Origin of the sequence: Mucilaginibacter inviolabilis (assembly GCF_011089895.1) — a bacterium.
GTDB lineage: Bacteria > Bacteroidota > Bacteroidia > Sphingobacteriales > Sphingobacteriaceae > Mucilaginibacter > Mucilaginibacter inviolabilis.
Window position 1 is genome coordinate 124,672 of sequence record NZ_JAANAT010000005.1, and the last position, 17,168, is coordinate 141,839.

Sequence of the window (17,168 nt, forward strand, 5' to 3'; positions counted from 1 at the left end):
TTTTTGAGTTTTAGTTAGAAATGAAAAATAACCTTAAAGCTCAAATTTCGTCCCATATTATAAATGCCCATATGCCCGTTGGGCGACGCCTGGTAATATTCAAAATACTTTAACCGGTTCAAATTAGCCTGGTAAGCGGTATCAAATAAATTATCGCCCTGGATAAAAAACTCATAAAAAGATGATTTTGCCTTTTCGGCTTTAATAGTGAAACCCAGTCCCGCGTTAAACAGCGTATATCCCTTAGTGAAAGTTTCCGTATTATCCAACGCATAGAAATGGTTCTGATTTGCGTACCCATCGGCCTCAATACGCGCATTTAGCTTAGTGAATATGCCATAGGTTCCGGGCAACGTTGCTCTTAATGCCGACCGGATATGCAAAGGAGGTATAAAAGGAAGGTACTTTGCAGCATCGCCATACTCATCTATCAATCGCTGATTTTTGTTGATACCGTTTACGTATGATATACTGTTATCTAATGCCAGCCACTTGATACTTTGTGGATGCAGGTTTAGCGTCAACTCGGCGCCATAAAGGCGGGCTTTTGATTGCTGGTATTGATAAGTACTATTACCAGGCACAATAATAACCGGATTGCCATTGGCGTCGTTCAGTTTGGCCTGGTAAATATAGTTGTTGATATTATTGTTGAATACTTCGGCAATGATGTCCATATCGGGCAGATAAGCAATAAAACCAAGATCCTGCTGCAGGCTAAATTCGGGATTAAAGCTGCGGTTACCCAGGTAAACAATATGGGCGCCAGGGTCAAGTCCGTTTGAACCAATTTCGGTAATGTTTGGTGCCCGATAGCCCTTGGCAATATTAGCTTTGAGCAACAGACGATCGCTGATGTTATAAGTAAGGCCTAAACTGCCCGAAAAGCCGCGGTAATTATGCGTAAAGGCCGGAAATTGCAAACTGGCGCCCGCTGTATCGGGCAAATGTACTTGCCTACCAAACCCGGTTTGCGCATCTGTACCCACATAAAAATTATTCCAGGTAATGTGTCTGGTATCGTACCTTAAACCGCCGGAAATATCAATGCGACCAAAGCTCTTTTTAGCAAACAGGAAGCCTCCTGCATCAAACAGGTTATAATCGGGTATCGGAAAATCAGTGGCTGCTTTACTGCGATTGGTTTGGTACATGCCATTGATACCCGCGGTGGTTTCCACGCCACCTAAGCTGGGCAGATTATATCTTACATCATAATTAATTGTGTTGAGTACTACGTATAAGCCGGCTTGCTCCGGAACGGTTGGATGGTCATATTCCCTGCGGATGCTTTGCTGAAAACCCAATGAGGTGTTGATACTGCCATCGCCGGTTTTAAAAGAATTGGTATTATATACCCGGTAATGCTGTATACGCTGATGCAAGGGCGCTATTGAATAAGAACGCAATTCGCTGTTGGAGACTATAGGACGGTTTTTGATATCGTCTTGTCCGGCTTCATAGATCTGTTTGGTAAAACGACGGCTCAGGGAATCGCGGCTACCATCGGGAATCTCCTGTCGGTTATCATATAGTGTAGCGCCAATTTGTGAGTAACCCCATGATTTATCCACCCGGGCGATGCCTGACAGATTAAATTCTCGGAAACCGGTATTATATACAAAACCGTCTATCTTATTCTGATAATCGTGAGCAGTTTTGGCTGTGGCACGAAAAGCGTATTTCCAGTTGTTCTGCTTGTAGGATAAACCAATGGAGGTACCAATCATGCCGTTGTTGGTATGATAATCGGTTATGAAATCGCCATTAAGTTTGCCATCGTCGCCATTGGGAATATAGGGGATCAGGTTGATCACCCCGGCTAAAGCATCGGAGCCATAGGTTAGGCTGGCCGGACCTTTTACCACCTCTGCGCGACCAATACCGTATTGATCTATCTCGATGCCGTGTTCGTCCCCCCATTGCTGGCCTTCCTGGCGTATACCATCGTACAAGGTTAACACCCGGTTGTAGCCCAGGCCCCGTATAAAAGGTTTAGAGATATTGGGGCCGGTAGTAACCGCGCTTACGCCAGGTACGCCTTTGATAATGGCATCGATGATATTATTGTTTACGTGCTGTTCAATCTCTTTTTTGCTCATTACCGTTATAGGCACGGGGTTACTGCGTAGTTGAGTAGCTCGTGATACCCCGGTTACTACTACTTCATTGAGTTTGGATGGCTTTTCTTTCAGGCTCACGTTTTTTATAACGGGTTCATCGTTGTTAATGGTAATTCGGATGGTGTCAGCTTCATAACCGATGCTGGTAAAAGTAATGCCATAGGTTCCCGGAGGAATGTTTTTGATCTCGAAATAACCCTTAGTATTGGTACTTACCCCTTTCCCCAGGCTTTTAATGCTCACCGAGGCATATGATAAGGGTTCATTATTACCAGTGACATGCCCTTTTAAAACTCCGTTTTGGGCAAAAAGTTGATTAGTTATCAATAATATAAAAAGTAAAAACAGTGTTCGCATATAGTTTAAATTTATGCAAACATATTTAATTTATTTGATTAATTAAATATATAAAATTAGATAAGACTAATTTTATAATTAACGCTATGTTTTATTTATGTTTGTGTGTAATCATAAAAGTGGATGTACACATTATCGGAAGAGAATTACCTGAAATCAATTTACCGGCTTAGCCAGCAACCCAATTTTAAGATAACGCCTACAGCCATTGCCGAGTCGTTGAAAAACAACCCGGCATCGGTAGTGGATATGATCCGTAAGCTGACCGACAAGCAGTTGATAGAGTACGACAAGAAAAAAGGCGTAAAATTAACCCCCGTTGGTTTAAAGGATGCTGTATTGATTGTTCGTCGTCACCGGCTTTGGGAGGTGTTTTTGTTGGAAAAGCTGGGATATCATTGGGATGAGATCCATGATATTGCCGAGGAGCTGGAACATATCAATGATGCTACCCTGGCCGATAGACTGGATAAATTTCTCGGTTTCCCGGAGTATGACCCTCATGGCGACCCTATACCAAAAGCAAACGGTAAAGTTCCCAAACCCTATTCGGTAACATTAGCCGATCTGAAAACAGGCACTAATTGCCGGGTAGCTGCCGTAAAAGACACCAGCAGCTCGTTTTTACAGTACCTGCAAAAATTGGATATTGGCATAGGTACCAACATCAAACTGCTCGAAAAAATAACTTATGATAATTCGCTGGTGATCAGCATCAATGATAAAGAAAGCACTACCGTATCGCAAAAATTTGGAGAGAATATCCTGGTAGACTAAAGAGCTGAAAGCTCAAGGGAAAAAGCTTAAAGCTATATAAGAAATAATAAAAAGGCCTAAAGCGTAAATGCTTTAGACCTTTGGCTTTCTGCCTTAAGCTCTTTTTACGGCGTTTTTCCATTTATCTTGGCCGATTCTTCCAGTTCATTATCAACCTGATCGTCAAAATACAGGCGATATATTAACCAATCATTTTTTGGCTTGTAAAACATAAAGGTAAAACGTACCGGTTGATTCTGGTGTTTTACCAGGTAACTATACAAGATCAGGCTGTTTGACGCCTTGCGTTGTACAATCAATTCCTTGCCAATGTACAAGCCGATTAAAGCCCGGGTGGTATCAATTTTGGCGATCAACCCCCTCAAGCTCGTTGAATCAACCAATGGATTGGTTTTAAAAATGTTGATGATAGCTCTGGAGGTACCATCTTTTTCATAAGTTTTAAAAAACTTGTCAATATAAACCGTAGCTCCGGTAGCAGCAGGCGCTTTGGCAGCAGTGGATGCCGCTGGGGTTTGCGCATAAACGCTGCTACAAATAATAATAGCTATTGCTATTAGGAATATTGACTTTAATGTTTTAGGATTGAAGTATTGCATACCGATGATTTATTAGCTAAAATAGGTAATTAAATAATATCAGTTCCTCTTCATGGTAAAATGATGGTAAATTTATTGTTAGGAAAGATGGCAAAATAAGTTGGGGGGACTCTGAAGGGATCTAAATTTAGCCAAAATCTGGGTTTACACTATTTGAGGGCGAATTTTAGTTAATTTGTTGATAATAAATAAGTTAGATCAATATTGACTGTAAAAAGTGTAAACCCATGTAAACCCACTTTTTAATAAAATGGCTCGCTTTTCAGGGATTATCCTTAATCCGTCTTTTAAATTATAGGCAAATAAAAAAGCCCCGACCAATCGGTCGGGGCTTTTTGCAATATCTCTATAGCGTTATTATTTAGCAACGTACATTACTTCTTTAACCGCTTTAATAACACGCTCCGGATTTGGCAGGTATTCCTGGATCAGGGTTGGTGCATAAGGCAGTGGAACGTCGCCACCCATGATGCGTAATATAGGTGCATCAAGGTAATCAAACGCGTCTTTTTGTACTTTAAAAGCAACCTCAGTAGCTATTGAGCCTAAAGGCCAGCTTTCTTCGATGATCACTAAACGGTTTGTTTTTTTAACCGATTCAATCACAGTAGCATAATCAATAGGACGTACAGTACGTAAGTCGATCACTTCAGCATGGATACCTTCTTTTTCAAGCTCGGCAGCTGCAGCGATAACCACTTTCATGATCTTGCCAAAGCCTACTAAAGTAACATCCGTACCTTCTTTAACCACTTTCGCTTTGCCTAGTGGTATATAATAAGTTTCTTCAGGAACTTCGCCTTTATCACCATACATTAATTCAGATTCCATGAAAATAACCGGATCCGGATCAAGAATAGCTGATTTTAGTAAACCTTTAGCATCGTAAGGATTTGATGGTACTACCACTTTTAAACCCGGGCAGTTGGCATACCAGTTTTCAAAACACTGACTGTGTTGTGAGCTTAGCATACCCGCGTTACCTGTAGGGCCGCGGAAAACGATCGGAACCGAGAACTGGCCACCGCTCATAGACATGATCTTGGCTGCACCGTTGATGATCTGGTCGATAGCCACTAACGAAAAGTTAAAGGTCATGAACTCGATGATCGGGCGCAAACCATTCATGGCAGAGCCAATGCCGATACCGGCAAAGCCTAATTCAGAGATGGGCGTATCAATAACGCGTTTGGCACCAAATTCATCCAGCATACCCTGGCTTACTTTGTAGGCGCCATTATATTCGGCAACCTCTTCACCCATCAGGTATATTTTATCGTCGTTGCGCATTTCTTCGACCATGGCCTCTCTTAGCGCTTCTCTGAACTGTATTTCTCTCATTATATTTATATAAAATGATGTTTTTTGCGACCGCAAATATAAACACTAATGTGTAAAATGCAATCCCCAAGCAGGTGCAGATAGGGTTTTACCGCATATATTTTACAAAAATCAGTACATTGGATAAATAAACCTTGTACCAATGAAATTTCCATCCTTGAAAAATCTGGCCGACGATATCTTTAAGGCTGTAAATGGTATCCTTTTGAAGTTTTGATTTTTACAGATTACCCAACATATTCATATCAAACTTGGGTTTAAGAGTATACTTCAACTGCACTAACCCACTGCTGAATTGTTCGCTGCCGATCAATGTGAGTTCTGTTCGTTCTTTTATATTGATAAAAAGTGGTTTGCCTGCGCCTAAAATTACAGGGTGCACGGATATCAACATTTCGTTGATCATGTTATGAGCTATAAATGCCGATACCAGTTCTGCCCCGCCAAACAACCAGATATTTGCTCCGGGTTGATGCCTGATTTCTTCTATACGGCTTTTAAAATCAGCCTCGGTAATAATTTCTGCGTTAGCACCAACTTGCTTTAAGGTATTCGAAAAAACGTACATTTTAATTGCCGAGAATACTTCGGGGCTTGCGCTCATGAGCATTTCGTAACTTTTGCGACCAAGAAATATGGCGTCGGTATTACCTAAAAACTCGGTCATGCCATAATCCTGATCGGCAAAACACCAATCATACTCACCATTAGGGCCTTCAATATATCCATCGAGGCTTAAAGCCAGGTTCAAAATTATTTTTCGCATGGTAGTATGGGATATAGTATAGATTTATTCGTCTTCCTGAACGCGGTTCTTTTCCTGCCACTGTTTACTGAAGGATTTTTCGGCAACATTGGGCATATCCCGCAGGTGTCCCCATGTCTTTTTAAAGAAGGTTTTGAGCAGGAAGTTTTTCATTTTACCGCCAAAAAAGTCGGTGAGCTTACGCTTGAGCATACCTTTTGTCCAGATGCTCCACCCCCAGCGTTCTTTGGTGGTAACCAGATGTTCTTTTACCGCATCGCGCCGGTTAAGCAACAACATTTTGTGAATATCGATCTTAACTGGGCAAACCTCGGTACACCTGCCGCATAAACTGGAAGCATAGCTTAAGTGTTTAAATTCCCCCATTCCCCTGGTATGTGGCGTAATAATGGAGCCAATAGGACCGCTATAAGTGGTATTGTAGGTATGACCGCCTATGTTTTTGTAAATAGGACAAACGTTTAAGCAGGCACCACAACGTATACAGTATAACCCCTGACGCTGTTCTTTTTGGGCTAACAGGTTAGTACGGCCATTATCTAACAATATCACATACATTTCATCGGGGCCATCGGTTTCATTCGGCTGGCGCGGGCCGCTTAAAATGGTGTTATAAACCGTGAGATTTTGCCCGGTGCCATGGGTGGATAATATGGGCCAGAACAGGTCGAGATCGGCGATGGATGGGATCAATTTTTCGATACCGACGATTGCAATGTGTATTTTAGGGAACGTAGTGCATAAACGGGCATTCCCTTCGTTTTCACTAATGGCGATGCTGCCCGTATCAGCCAGTAAAAAGTTGGCTCCAGTAATACCAATATCGGCTTGCAGATATTTCTCGCGCAGTAATTCGCGCGCTTTAAGGGTCAGTTGCTCTGGCGTGGCATCAATCGGAGTACCGAAACGTTCGTGGAATAGTTTGGCTATATCCTCTTTGCTGAGATGCATGGCCGGGGTAACTATATGATAAGGCTTTTGCCCCAAAAGCTGCACAATGTATTCGCCCAGATCAGTTTCTAACGACTCAATCTGATTACTTTCCAGAAACTCATTTAAATGAATCTCCTCGGTAACCATTGATTTTGATTTGACGACAGTTTTGGCGTTGGCTTTGCGGATGATACTTAGTATCTCGCGATTGGCTTCTTCTGCATCATTGGCCCAGATTACTTTTCCGCCACGTTTTTGGAAGTTGGCTTCAAACTCTGGTAAAAACTTATCCAGGTTTTCCATTACCTTCCATTTGATCACATGCCCCTTACGTTTGGCGTTTTCAAGATTAGTAATGCGGGAAAGGCCACGTTCCACAGCGGTGCTGTATTTATCAATGTTATTATTGATAATACGGCGGTGATCAACATCAAATGCCTTCTCTTCAGAGGCTACCAAAAACTCTTCCGCAGTGCTTCCCATATATGCGAATTTAGTTTTTTTTTATATTGGTTGATTATTGAACGGTTGATTAAGTTTTTAACACAGCAAAAAAAGAGGCGCAAACATGCGCCTCTTTTTTAATTTTATGAACCTGATTATTATCTGGTTTCTTCAGATACTTTACCATCCACAAAAGGGCGTTTATCCCGGTTCGCCAGATCCCAGCCAGTATAAAATACCAGTTGCGCACGTTTAGCTAGTAATGGAAAGTTGATCTTGCTCACTTCATCGCCAGGCTGGTGATAATCGGCATGCACTCCGTTAAAGTAAAATATAATAGGCACGCCATGTTTGGCAAAATTGTAGTGATCGCTGCGATAGTAAAACCGGTTTGGATCGTTTGGATCGTCATACTTATAATCCAAATGCAGCTTGGTATAAGTATTATTGGCATTCTCTCCAACTTCATGTAGTTCTTTACTCAGCATAGATGATCCTATGGCATAAACATAATTAGCCGAGTCAGGTTTACCTATATATTCTTCACCCACACGACCAATCATATCAATGTTCAGATCGGTAATCGTATTAGCCAATGGGAAAACCGGATGCTCAGAGTAGTATTCCGATCCCAATAAACCTTTTTCTTCACCAACATTACCTAAAAACAGGATACTACGACGTGGGCCATGGCCGTCCTTTTTAGCTTGTGAAAACGCACGGGCAATTTCCAATATGCCGGTAGTACCGGAGCCATCATCATCGGCACCGTTATTTACCTTATCCTTAGCATTTGGATCCAGGTTTAAACCGATATGGTCATAGTGAGCCGAAAATACCAACACCTCATCCTTAAGATCGGTACCCGGCATGTATCCTAATACATCAACTGCTTTTACATCCTTCTTTTCGGTATGATATTTCAGGGCGATGTCGGTTTTTACAGTCAAAGGTTGGTTGACAGCTGAAGCCGAGGCCGTTTTTAACTGATCATAAGTTTTGCCACTTGCCTTTACCAGATCATCTGCCAGATTAATGGTAATTTGAAATACCGGGGCATTGGCGTTTTGCGATGCGCCGCCTTCCTTTTTAATAGTTAAACGCGGACTTGTCATACTGTTACCAAAACGGGTCAAGGCAGCAGCAATGCCTGGATTGGCGGCAAGTATAGCCAAAGGCTTTTTGTTTTGGAGATTTTTAATGATCCTGGTACGGATAGCCGTCATGCGATAACTTGTATTGGGGGTAGATCCCGCTTCCGGTTTATCTTCATTTACCCAAAGCAATATTTTCCCGGTCAAATCGGTATTACCTATCTCACTTTCGGTTCCATAACCCACAAATACGATTTCATTTGCGGTCAGGCTATTATCAGGATAGGTACCAATGAGGTAAAAGTCTTTAGCATAGGTAAACGCTTTTCCGTTTACGGTAAAATCCGTTACTCTAAGCGCATTTTCTGTAAGCGGCACATCCAGGAAATAAGACCCGTTTACCGGGGCTTGTAAGCCTAATCTTTTAAATTCTGCTGCAATATAATTCGCAGCTTTCTCAGCTCCGGGTTTGCCGGTTTCACGGCCTTCAAACGCATCAGATGCTATTATGCTCAAATGCTTTTTGGCATCATCAGCGGTGATTAGCTTGGCGTATTTTACAATTGTTGGGTTTTGCTGGGCACAGGCATTTAAAGCAAATGCCGATGAAATGGCCCACAGGTATATTTGTTTCATGTTTATAGGTTAGTTATGTTCATGGAATTTCTTATTCATGGCTTTCTGCCTTAAGCTTTTTGCTTTCAGCTTAATCAACAGGCAATTTTACCTACGCGCGTGGCGTGGCGGCCACCCTCAAAATCTGTATTCAGAAAAGCTGCTACAATTTTATTGGCTTCATCAATGCTGATAAAGCGGGCAGGAATACATACAATATTGGCATCATTGTGCTTCCGGGCCAGTTCTGCCAGTTCAACTGTCCAACAGATGGCTGCGCGAATACCCTGATGTTTATTGGCCGTAATGGCTACGCCGTTGGCACTACCGCAAACCAAAATACCCAGATCAAATTCACCGCTTTCAACTGCCGAGGCAACGGGGTGGGCAAAGTCGGGATAATCTGCCGAGGCATTGGAATAGGTGCCAAAATCTTTTAACTCAGCTGCGGTTACGGTTTCCAGCAAAGCCTGTTTATAATCAAAGCCGGCGTGGTCGGCGCCAATGGCAATCTTTAGCCCTTCTTTCATCAGTTAAATAAGTGTTAAGTTAAGATACAAATGTGCAAATTATTTAGATGTGCTGATATGCCAATTTAACATAGTAAGGCTTTCAACATAAGATCCGCTTAAATGCTCTCCGGAAGTGTAGGGCATTTTGACCGCACAAACTGCCTACCTGCTTAAAAAGTGGGTTTACATGGGTTTACACTTTTTTGGGTTAACATGATTTTATATAATTGACAATCAATTAATTACGGTATTTTCTTGCAGTAAAATAGCGAATTTATGTAAACCATGTTTTTAAATAAAAAAGCCGCCCTTAAGGGGCAGCTTTTTTATATGTCGTGTGCATATCTGGTTATGACATTACTTCTTCGTGGCGTTTTATTTTTCTTTTCTCAACCAAGCCTGCCACTACAATACTTACTTCGTAAAGTATAAATAACGGGATACTTACTACAGTCATGGTTAACATATCAGGTGTTGGAGTTACCACCGCTGCTATGATCAGGATGATCACAATAGCGTACCTGCGTGTTTCACGCATGAATTTAGGCGTTAAGATACCCAGGTTTGATAATATGTAAACCAGAATGGGTAACTGAAATACCAAACCAGTTGCCAGGGTGAGGGTAGCAACCGACGATAAATAAGAATCAACTGTGAACTTATTCTCAATTTGTGTGCTGACCGTATAGCCTGATAAAAAATTAATAGACATGGGGGTAATAACATAGTACCCAAACATCACACCCAGGAAAAACAGTATACAGGCGTAAAAAACAAATCCAGTAGCGGCTTTACGTTCTTTTTCATGCAGGGCAGGCTTTACAAAGCGCCAAATCTCCCAGATGAGGTAAGGAACCCCCATAGTAATACCTATAAGGAGCGCCGAATTGATCTGTAAGGTGAATTGGCCCGCCATTTCGGTATTAAGAAGATGTATATTGATTTTATCAATACAAAATCCGGAGCGGTGTAAAGCTGCACCAATATTACAAAGCATACGATAGGTCCAGAAGGTAGGCCTGCTTGGGCCCATGATCACCGTATCAAAAATCCAGTCGTAATAATAAAATACTACAGCGGTAAATATTACAATGGCTATTGACGCCCTTACTAAATGCCATCTCAGCGCCTCCAAATGATCGAAGAAAGACATTTCTGCTTCCATCGTTTTGCCTTTGTCTTTGATGGCCTTAATTAGTTTGTTATCGCTCATGGTTTAAATACCGCTGTAAAAACGCTATTGTGCTAAGTACGTTTAATTATATGAAGATAGTTTGAATTTATTTTAAAATTCAAAGGTTTCCATAAACTTGGTGGTGAAATTACCAGCACGGAAGTTAGGATCCTGCAATAATTTAAGGTGAAATGGTATAGTTGTTTTTACACCTTCTATCACAAATTCACTTAATGCTCTCTCCATGGTACTCAGTGCTTCATCACGGGTTTGCGCTACGCAAATCACTTTGGCTATCATCGAATCATAGTTAGGTGGGATCACGTAACCGGTATATACATGTGTATCGATACGCACACCGTGGCCACCAGGTGAATGGAAATTGGTTATTCTACCTGGTGATGGACGGAAACCATTAAAAGGATCCTCGGCATTGATACGGCACTCAATAGCATGCATGGTTGGCTCGTAGTTTTTGCCCGAAATAGGGATGCCTGCCGCAACTTTGATCTGTTCTTTGATCAGGTCAAAGTTGATTACTTCTTCTGTAACCGGGTGCTCTACCTGGATACGGGTGTTCATTTCCATAAAGTAGAAATTACGGTCTTTATCAACCAAAAATTCTACGGTACCGGCACCTTCATATTTAACGGCTTTGGCTCCTTTTATAGCAGCCTCCCCCATTTTCTTACGCAGTTTTTCGGTCATGAATGGCGATGGTGATTCCTCTACCAGTTTCTGGTGACGGCGTTGAATTGAACAATCGCGTTCAGAAAGGTGGCATACTTTACCATACTGATCGCCCACTACCTGTATCTCGATATGGCGTGGATCCTGTACATATTTTTCCAGGTAAAGACCGTCGTTGCCAAAGGCAGCACCAGACTCGGCACGGGCCGAATCCCAGGCATTTTCAAACTCTTCATCTTTCCAAACAATACGCATACCACGGCCACCGCCACCGGCAGTTGCTTTTAATATAATAGGATAACCTATTTTGTTGGCTATAGAAATACCTTGTTTTACATCGGTAAGCAAACCGTCTGAACCAGGTACAATAGGTACACCGGCTTTTTTCATGGTGTCTTTAGCTGATGCCTTATCACCCATTTGGTTGATCTGCTCGGCAGTAGCGCCAATAAATTTGATGCCATAATCGGCACAAATAGCCGAAAATTTAGCGTTTTCAGACAGGAAGCCATAGCCTGGATGTATAGCATCGGCATTGGTAAGCTCGGCCGCCGAAATAAGATTTGGGATACTTAAGTATGAATCACGGCTTGGTGGCGGGCCAATGCAAACAGCCTCATCAGCAAAACGTACATGAAGGCTATCACGGTCGGCAGTTGAATATACAGCTACGGTTTTTATACCCATCTCTTTGCAGGTACGAATAATACGTAAGGCAATCTCACCCCGGTTAGCTATTAATATTTTTTTAAACATGGTCTTTTTGATGTGCAAATATGCAAATATGCAGATGAAAATATTAATGATTGATGTTCAATTGTGTTTACTGCAAATGTGCAAATGAGTTAAGATCATCTGCACATTTGAAATCCGCACATCTGCACATCTAAACTGGTTCTACTAAAAATAAAGGTTGATCGTATTCAACAGGAGATGCATTGTCAACCAATACTTTGACAATACGACCTGAAATTTCAGATTCGATCTCGTTGAAAAGTTTCATGGCTTCGATAATGCAAACAACACTGCCTGTTTTTATCTCATCGCCAACATTTACAAATAATGGCTTGTCAGGACTAGCCGAACGGTAAAAAGTGCCGATCATTGGCGATTTGATAGTAAGATACTTTGAGGTATCCTCCGCTGCCGGGGTAGCAGGAGTAGCCACAGGTGCTGCTGCCTGGGCAACCGGAGCAACCGGTAATGCTACCGGAGCAGTTTGTGCCGGGATACTTGCATGAATAACCTGCGGTTGTACCTCATTGGTTTTTATGGTAATCTTAAAATCTTTTTGCTCAATTGACACTTCGTTTACGCCTGATTTTGAAACAAAACGAATAAGGTCCTGAATTTGTTTAATATCCATACTTTGGGATTGAGTGGTTTTGGATAAAGTTTATTATCTAAGTTAATATGATAATGTGCAAACTGGCAATATGCAAATATGCAGACTGCAAATGTGCAAATGTTTTTTATGATTTAGCTATAAATTAAGTAACATATTAAAATGAACAGATGTTTTATTTTTCTGACCTGTACACTTAATAAGCCCATTTTAAATAAATAGAACCCCAGGTAAATCCGCCTCCAAATGCCGCTAAAATAAGATTATCGCCTTTTTTAAACTTGCTCTCCCACTCCCACAAACATAATGGTATTGTTCCATTAGTTGTGTTACCATAACGTTCAATATTGATGATCACCTTATCGGCACTTAACCCGGTACGGCTGGCTGTAGCATCAATGATCCGCTTATTGGCCTGATGAGGCACCAACCAGGCAACATCATCAGCCACCAGGCTATTGCGCTCCATTACTTCGTGAGCCACATCGGCCATGTTGGTTACCGCAAATTTAAATACTGCAGGACCTTCCTGATAAGCAAAATGCTCACGGGCCTCCACGGTTTCATGCGTTGCTGGTTTTACAGAACCTCCGGCCTTTTGATGTAAATATTGTGCCCCGGAGCCATCGCTTTTCAGGATAGAATCCATAATGCCATAGCCTTCGGTATTAGGCTCAAGCAACACTGCGCCGCAACCATCACCAAAAATAATGCAGGTGGCGCGATCCTCATAATTAATTATCGACGACATTTTATCGCCGCCAACTACCAGTACCTTTTTATGTTTACCATTTTCAATAAACTGGGCACCTGTGGTAAGGCCAAATATAAAACCTGAACAGGCTGCCTGAAGGTCGAAACCCCATGCATTCACCGCGCCAATTTTGTTGGCCAGGATGTTTGCTGTTGCCGGAAATGGCATATCGGGCGTAGTTGTGCAAAAAATAACCAGGTCAATTTCCTCGGCACTTATTCCCCGTTTTTTTAACAAGCCATTAACCGCGGGAACTGCCATATCAGATGTACCCAAGCCTTCGCCTTTAAGTATACGGCGCTCCTTAATGCCGGTACGGCTTACAATCCACTCATCGTTGGTATCAACCAGAGTTTCAAGCTCCTGGTTGGTAAGGATATAGTCGGGAACGTAACCATGTACAGCAGTAATAGCAGCATGAATTTTACTCATCTTTTATCTTTTTACTGAAAAGCTTGTTTAATTTTGTCAACCAGATTGCTCTCAATCATGTTTTTTGATAAAAGGATCATGTTTTTGATAGCTTCGGGACTTGAGATGCCATGGCCTACAACTACCGGTGCATTTACACCCAGAATAGGGCTGCCACCGTATTGTTCGTAATTAAACCGGTCAAAAAACTCATCTTTAAGCTGTTTCTTTCGTGTTATCACATAAAACGATTCGGCCAGCTTTAATATGACGTTACCGGTAAAGCCATCACATACATACACATCAGCAGTTTCACTAAACAGGTCGCGTCCTTCAACGTTACCTACAAAGTTAAACAGGGATGTTTCTTTCATTAAAGGGTAGGTGGCCTGACTCAGGATATTACCTTTTTCTTCTTCTTCGCCGATGTTCATTAACGCTACACGCGGATTGTTGATATCATATACCGACTGCGCGAGTAAACTGCCCAGCACGCCAAACTGCACCAGAACATCTGGTTTACAATCGGCATTGGCACCTACATCCAACAAAATACCCAAACCTCCTTTAAGTTTGGGTACAATAGTGGTCATAGCCGGACGAATAACGCCGGGAATGGTTTTTACGCTGAACATGGCACCAACAAGCATGGCGCCGGTATTACCAGCTGAAGAAAAAGCCTGTATCTGTCCCTCCTTAAGCAATTGAAACCCAACCGAAATACTCGAATCTGGTTTTTGAACAATCGCCTTTGTAGGATGTTCGCCCATACCTATCACTTCGGTTGTATGTACAAACTCAAAGTGATCCGGGCTCACATTATTTTCCTGAAGAATAGTGGCGGCAATTTCTTTATCCCCGATGAGCACCAGTTTTTGGTCGGCAGATAAAGCCTTATAAGCTTCGATTGCCCCTAAAACGGCTGCTTTGGGAGCAAAATCACCGCCCATAATATCTAAGCCAATCTTCATTTTCAGAAAATTAAACTTATGCTACTGCTGCTTTCTCTATCAGTAATTTACCGTTGTAGTAAACGTTACCATCAACAGTATAAGCTCTGTGCGGTAAATGCACGGCACCTGTAGTTTGGCAGGTAGTTAAAGTTGGAGCTTCAGCTTTGTAGTGTGTTCTACGCTTATCTCTTCTTGATTTGGATATTTTACGTTTTGGATGTGGCATGATCCTGTTATTTGTTATTTATTTATTTTTCTGAGTACATCCCACCGCGGGTCTGTCTGCTCATTTTGTCCTTCATTTCCCGAAAGGTTATTTAACTTTTCGAGCATCTCTTTATCACAATAAGAGGTGTTACCCTCATCGCCGCATACCGATATAAATGGCATGGCAACGTTTATATATTCATATATTAACCCTGCTATATTGATCTCATGATCATTTTTATTCAGGGTGATGATCTCGTCATCTTCATCAATCACCTCGTCGCTAAACTTGGCAATCTGCTGCTCGGTTATATCCAACGGTTGCGGATATTCGGCTAAGCACCTGTCGCAGGTGGTATTAACAGTTCCGCTGATGTGGAAATCCAGTATCAGCATGGTTTCCTGCTTATCTAATTCTACCAGGCACTGCAGATTAGCTTTTTTTACCAGCGAGTAATCAAACTCGTCAAAAAAAGCATCGTCAACAGCGTATTCAAACCGGTGTTTTCCCAGTTTAAGCCCTGTAAAAGGAATCGAATATGTTCTAAGCGATTTCAATGAGCAACAATTAGCCCGCAAATGTAGGGAAAAATACTACAATTGGAAACTGTTTTTTTAATTTGATTATGGACGGGATAAAATACTAACGGTTAAAGGTAAAGATAATATTGTAATCTACAAGGCTAATTATCAAAAATACGGCACAATATAAACCAAATACCATTTCGGTATTTGAAATTTAACAGGTTCTTTTTTAGCTTAAAGTGCCAAACCAAGGGCTTAAAGCAAATAGTGACTTTGTGTTTGAAACTATATTTTAAGCCGGATATTGATCTTATCAAGCAATCCTGTAAGCCAAACCATTACAAATGCAAATATGATACACTTAATTAATCCGCCGGTTCCCTGATTCAGATATTCGGGATAGCCCAGGTTGCTCATTTCATATATGGGGTAAAACAAAAAAGGTACAATATAACAGGTAAATGTATTGGTACCGGCTGGTTCAATGATCTTGAACCAGTTGTATTTATGTTTAAAATCAACCACGTAAATAAAAATTGCATACATCACCAAGCTAATACCTGTACAAATGAGCACCCATGAAGGGGTATCACGAGCCTTGGAGATACCACCACTAAAGTATCGTACAATAAAGCCCATGTTAAACATAATGATAGCGATCATGAACAAGGCAGCCCATAACAGTTTAAGCTCATTATTAGCCTTAAGCCGCATATACAGCACAGATACAAACACACCAGACATGGTAAAGGCCTGCATGGCCCCATTGCCGGCTATCCATACATATTTCTGTAGTGGAGCCAGGAAGTTAAGGAAACCAAAGTGGAAATCGATATTAAAGAACATGAAGAATATCCATGCCGCTGCCTGGATCCATAAATACCCGCCCGAATAATAATATATCAGTGCACAAAGCAGATATGCCCAGCCAATCAACCCCAAGATACCCCACCACGTAAAATGCAGCCAGGTATGGCCCGGATCGCTGGTTTTATAGAGGATAGACATGGCCAGGAGCAACGCAATACCGAAACCCTGTAATATGTACCGTTTAAGATTGGAGGTATCTTTACTGTAATCTAAAAATATAAAGAAAAAGCTAAACGTAACCAGGCTTTCCCAAACGGGCTTGGGCAGCAGTGTTGTAACTTCATTATAAGTCTCCATATTGGCATGATAAAAGCCAATAAATACCAACGCGAACGAACGGGTTGCAATGCGCCACAGCAGTTTATAATCACCTTTTTTAAGTCTGTTTTGAAATGCAAAGGGTATAGATAAACCTACGATAAATAAAAACGCAGGAAAAATAGTATCGGCTAAACCTAAAGCATCAACGTTTTCGCCAGCATGTTTGAGCCAATTTGGTGTATTTGGAATTCCGTCGAGGTCATTCACAAATATCATCAGGAACATTGTTACCGCACGGAAAGCGTCAATGGATCGGACTCGACTAAAAAAATCATTCATTAAAGTGGTAAATGCGATAACTAAGCAAATGTTTTAATCTAACGTTAATTAAATTGAAACATTATTATTACAGAGCGG

The 17,168-nt window shown here is 41.6% G+C and carries 16 protein-coding genes; 1 reads left to right on the top strand and 15 read right to left on the bottom strand.

Annotated elements, in window-relative coordinates:
• Positions 1 to 14: 14 nt before the first annotated feature.
• Complete coding sequence (locus G7092_RS27155; protein WP_166094794.1) at positions 15 to 2,480, bottom strand: TonB-dependent receptor; 2,466 nt, start codon at positions 2,478 to 2,480, stop codon at positions 15 to 17.
• A 123-nt stretch (positions 2,481 to 2,603) separates the two neighbouring features.
• Here G7092_RS27155 and G7092_RS27160 point away from each other — a divergent pair, with 123 nt between their 5' ends.
• Positions 2,604 to 3,257: a metal-dependent transcriptional regulator gene (locus G7092_RS27160; protein ID WP_166094795.1), complete on the top strand. Its 654-nt coding sequence runs from the start codon at positions 2,604 to 2,606 to the stop codon at positions 3,255 to 3,257.
• Positions 3,258 to 3,361: 104 nt separating this feature from the next.
• Here the strand turns inward: G7092_RS27160 and G7092_RS27165 are convergent, their stop codons facing one another.
• The 14 genes from G7092_RS27165 to G7092_RS27230 form a co-directional block, all read right to left on the bottom strand.
• Positions 3,362 to 3,856 (bottom strand): hypothetical protein, encoded by a 495-nt coding sequence (locus G7092_RS27165; protein WP_166094796.1) that lies wholly within the window; start codon positions 3,854 to 3,856, stop codon positions 3,362 to 3,364.
• 357 nt (positions 3,857 to 4,213) lie between these two features.
• Positions 4,214 to 5,197, bottom strand: a complete 984-nt coding sequence (locus G7092_RS27170) for a pyruvate dehydrogenase complex E1 component subunit beta (protein WP_166094798.1) — start codon at positions 5,195 to 5,197, stop codon at positions 4,214 to 4,216.
• 220 nt (positions 5,198 to 5,417) lie between these two features.
• Positions 5,418 to 5,963, bottom strand: coding sequence for a dihydrofolate reductase family protein (locus tag G7092_RS27175; RefSeq protein WP_166094800.1), 546 nt, complete (start codon positions 5,961 to 5,963; stop codon positions 5,418 to 5,420).
• Positions 5,964 to 5,987: 24 nt separating this feature from the next.
• Positions 5,988 to 7,379, bottom strand: a complete 1,392-nt coding sequence (locus G7092_RS27180; RefSeq protein WP_166094801.1) for a LutB/LldF family L-lactate oxidation iron-sulfur protein — start codon at positions 7,377 to 7,379, stop codon at positions 5,988 to 5,990.
• Positions 7,380 to 7,498: 119 nt separating this feature from the next.
• The gene (locus G7092_RS27185; RefSeq protein WP_166094803.1) at positions 7,499 to 9,070 is read right to left on the bottom strand and encodes a M28 family peptidase; all 1,572 of its coding nucleotides are present in this window, start codon (positions 9,068 to 9,070) and stop codon (positions 7,499 to 7,501) included.
• 74 nt (positions 9,071 to 9,144) lie between these two features.
• The gene (gene rpiB / locus G7092_RS27190) at positions 9,145 to 9,579 is read right to left on the bottom strand and encodes a ribose 5-phosphate isomerase B (RefSeq protein ID WP_166094804.1); all 435 of its coding nucleotides are present in this window, start codon (positions 9,577 to 9,579) and stop codon (positions 9,145 to 9,147) included.
• A 331-nt stretch (positions 9,580 to 9,910) separates the two neighbouring features.
• Positions 9,911 to 10,774: a twin-arginine translocase subunit TatC gene (tatC, locus tag G7092_RS27195; protein WP_166094806.1), complete on the bottom strand. Its 864-nt coding sequence runs from the start codon at positions 10,772 to 10,774 to the stop codon at positions 9,911 to 9,913.
• A 72-nt stretch (positions 10,775 to 10,846) separates the two neighbouring features.
• Complete coding sequence (gene accC / locus G7092_RS27200; protein ID WP_166094807.1) at positions 10,847 to 12,181, bottom strand: acetyl-CoA carboxylase biotin carboxylase subunit; 1,335 nt, start codon at positions 12,179 to 12,181, stop codon at positions 10,847 to 10,849.
• A gap of 130 nt (positions 12,182 to 12,311) precedes the next feature.
• The gene (gene accB, locus G7092_RS27205) at positions 12,312 to 12,791 is read right to left on the bottom strand and encodes an acetyl-CoA carboxylase biotin carboxyl carrier protein (RefSeq protein WP_166094809.1); all 480 of its coding nucleotides are present in this window, start codon (positions 12,789 to 12,791) and stop codon (positions 12,312 to 12,314) included.
• A 175-nt stretch (positions 12,792 to 12,966) separates the two neighbouring features.
• The gene (locus G7092_RS27210; RefSeq protein WP_166094810.1) at positions 12,967 to 13,956 is read right to left on the bottom strand and encodes a beta-ketoacyl-ACP synthase III; all 990 of its coding nucleotides are present in this window, start codon (positions 13,954 to 13,956) and stop codon (positions 12,967 to 12,969) included.
• Positions 13,957 to 13,967: 11 nt separating this feature from the next.
• Positions 13,968 to 14,906: a phosphate acyltransferase PlsX gene (gene plsX, locus G7092_RS27215; protein ID WP_166094812.1), complete on the bottom strand. Its 939-nt coding sequence runs from the start codon at positions 14,904 to 14,906 to the stop codon at positions 13,968 to 13,970.
• Positions 14,907 to 14,922: 16 nt separating this feature from the next.
• Positions 14,923 to 15,114 carry a 50S ribosomal protein L32 gene (gene rpmF / locus G7092_RS27220; RefSeq protein WP_076373869.1) on the bottom strand — a complete coding sequence of 64 codons (192 nt, stop codon included), beginning with the start codon at positions 15,112 to 15,114 and terminating at the stop codon, positions 14,923 to 14,925.
• Between the two features lie 14 nt (positions 15,115 to 15,128).
• Positions 15,129 to 15,653: a YceD family protein gene (locus G7092_RS27225; protein ID WP_166094813.1), complete on the bottom strand. Its 525-nt coding sequence runs from the start codon at positions 15,651 to 15,653 to the stop codon at positions 15,129 to 15,131.
• Between the two features lie 252 nt (positions 15,654 to 15,905).
• Positions 15,906 to 17,090 (bottom strand): DUF5009 domain-containing protein, encoded by a 1,185-nt coding sequence (locus G7092_RS27230; protein WP_166094815.1) that lies wholly within the window; start codon positions 17,088 to 17,090, stop codon positions 15,906 to 15,908.
• Positions 17,091 to 17,168 lie beyond the last annotated feature (78 nt).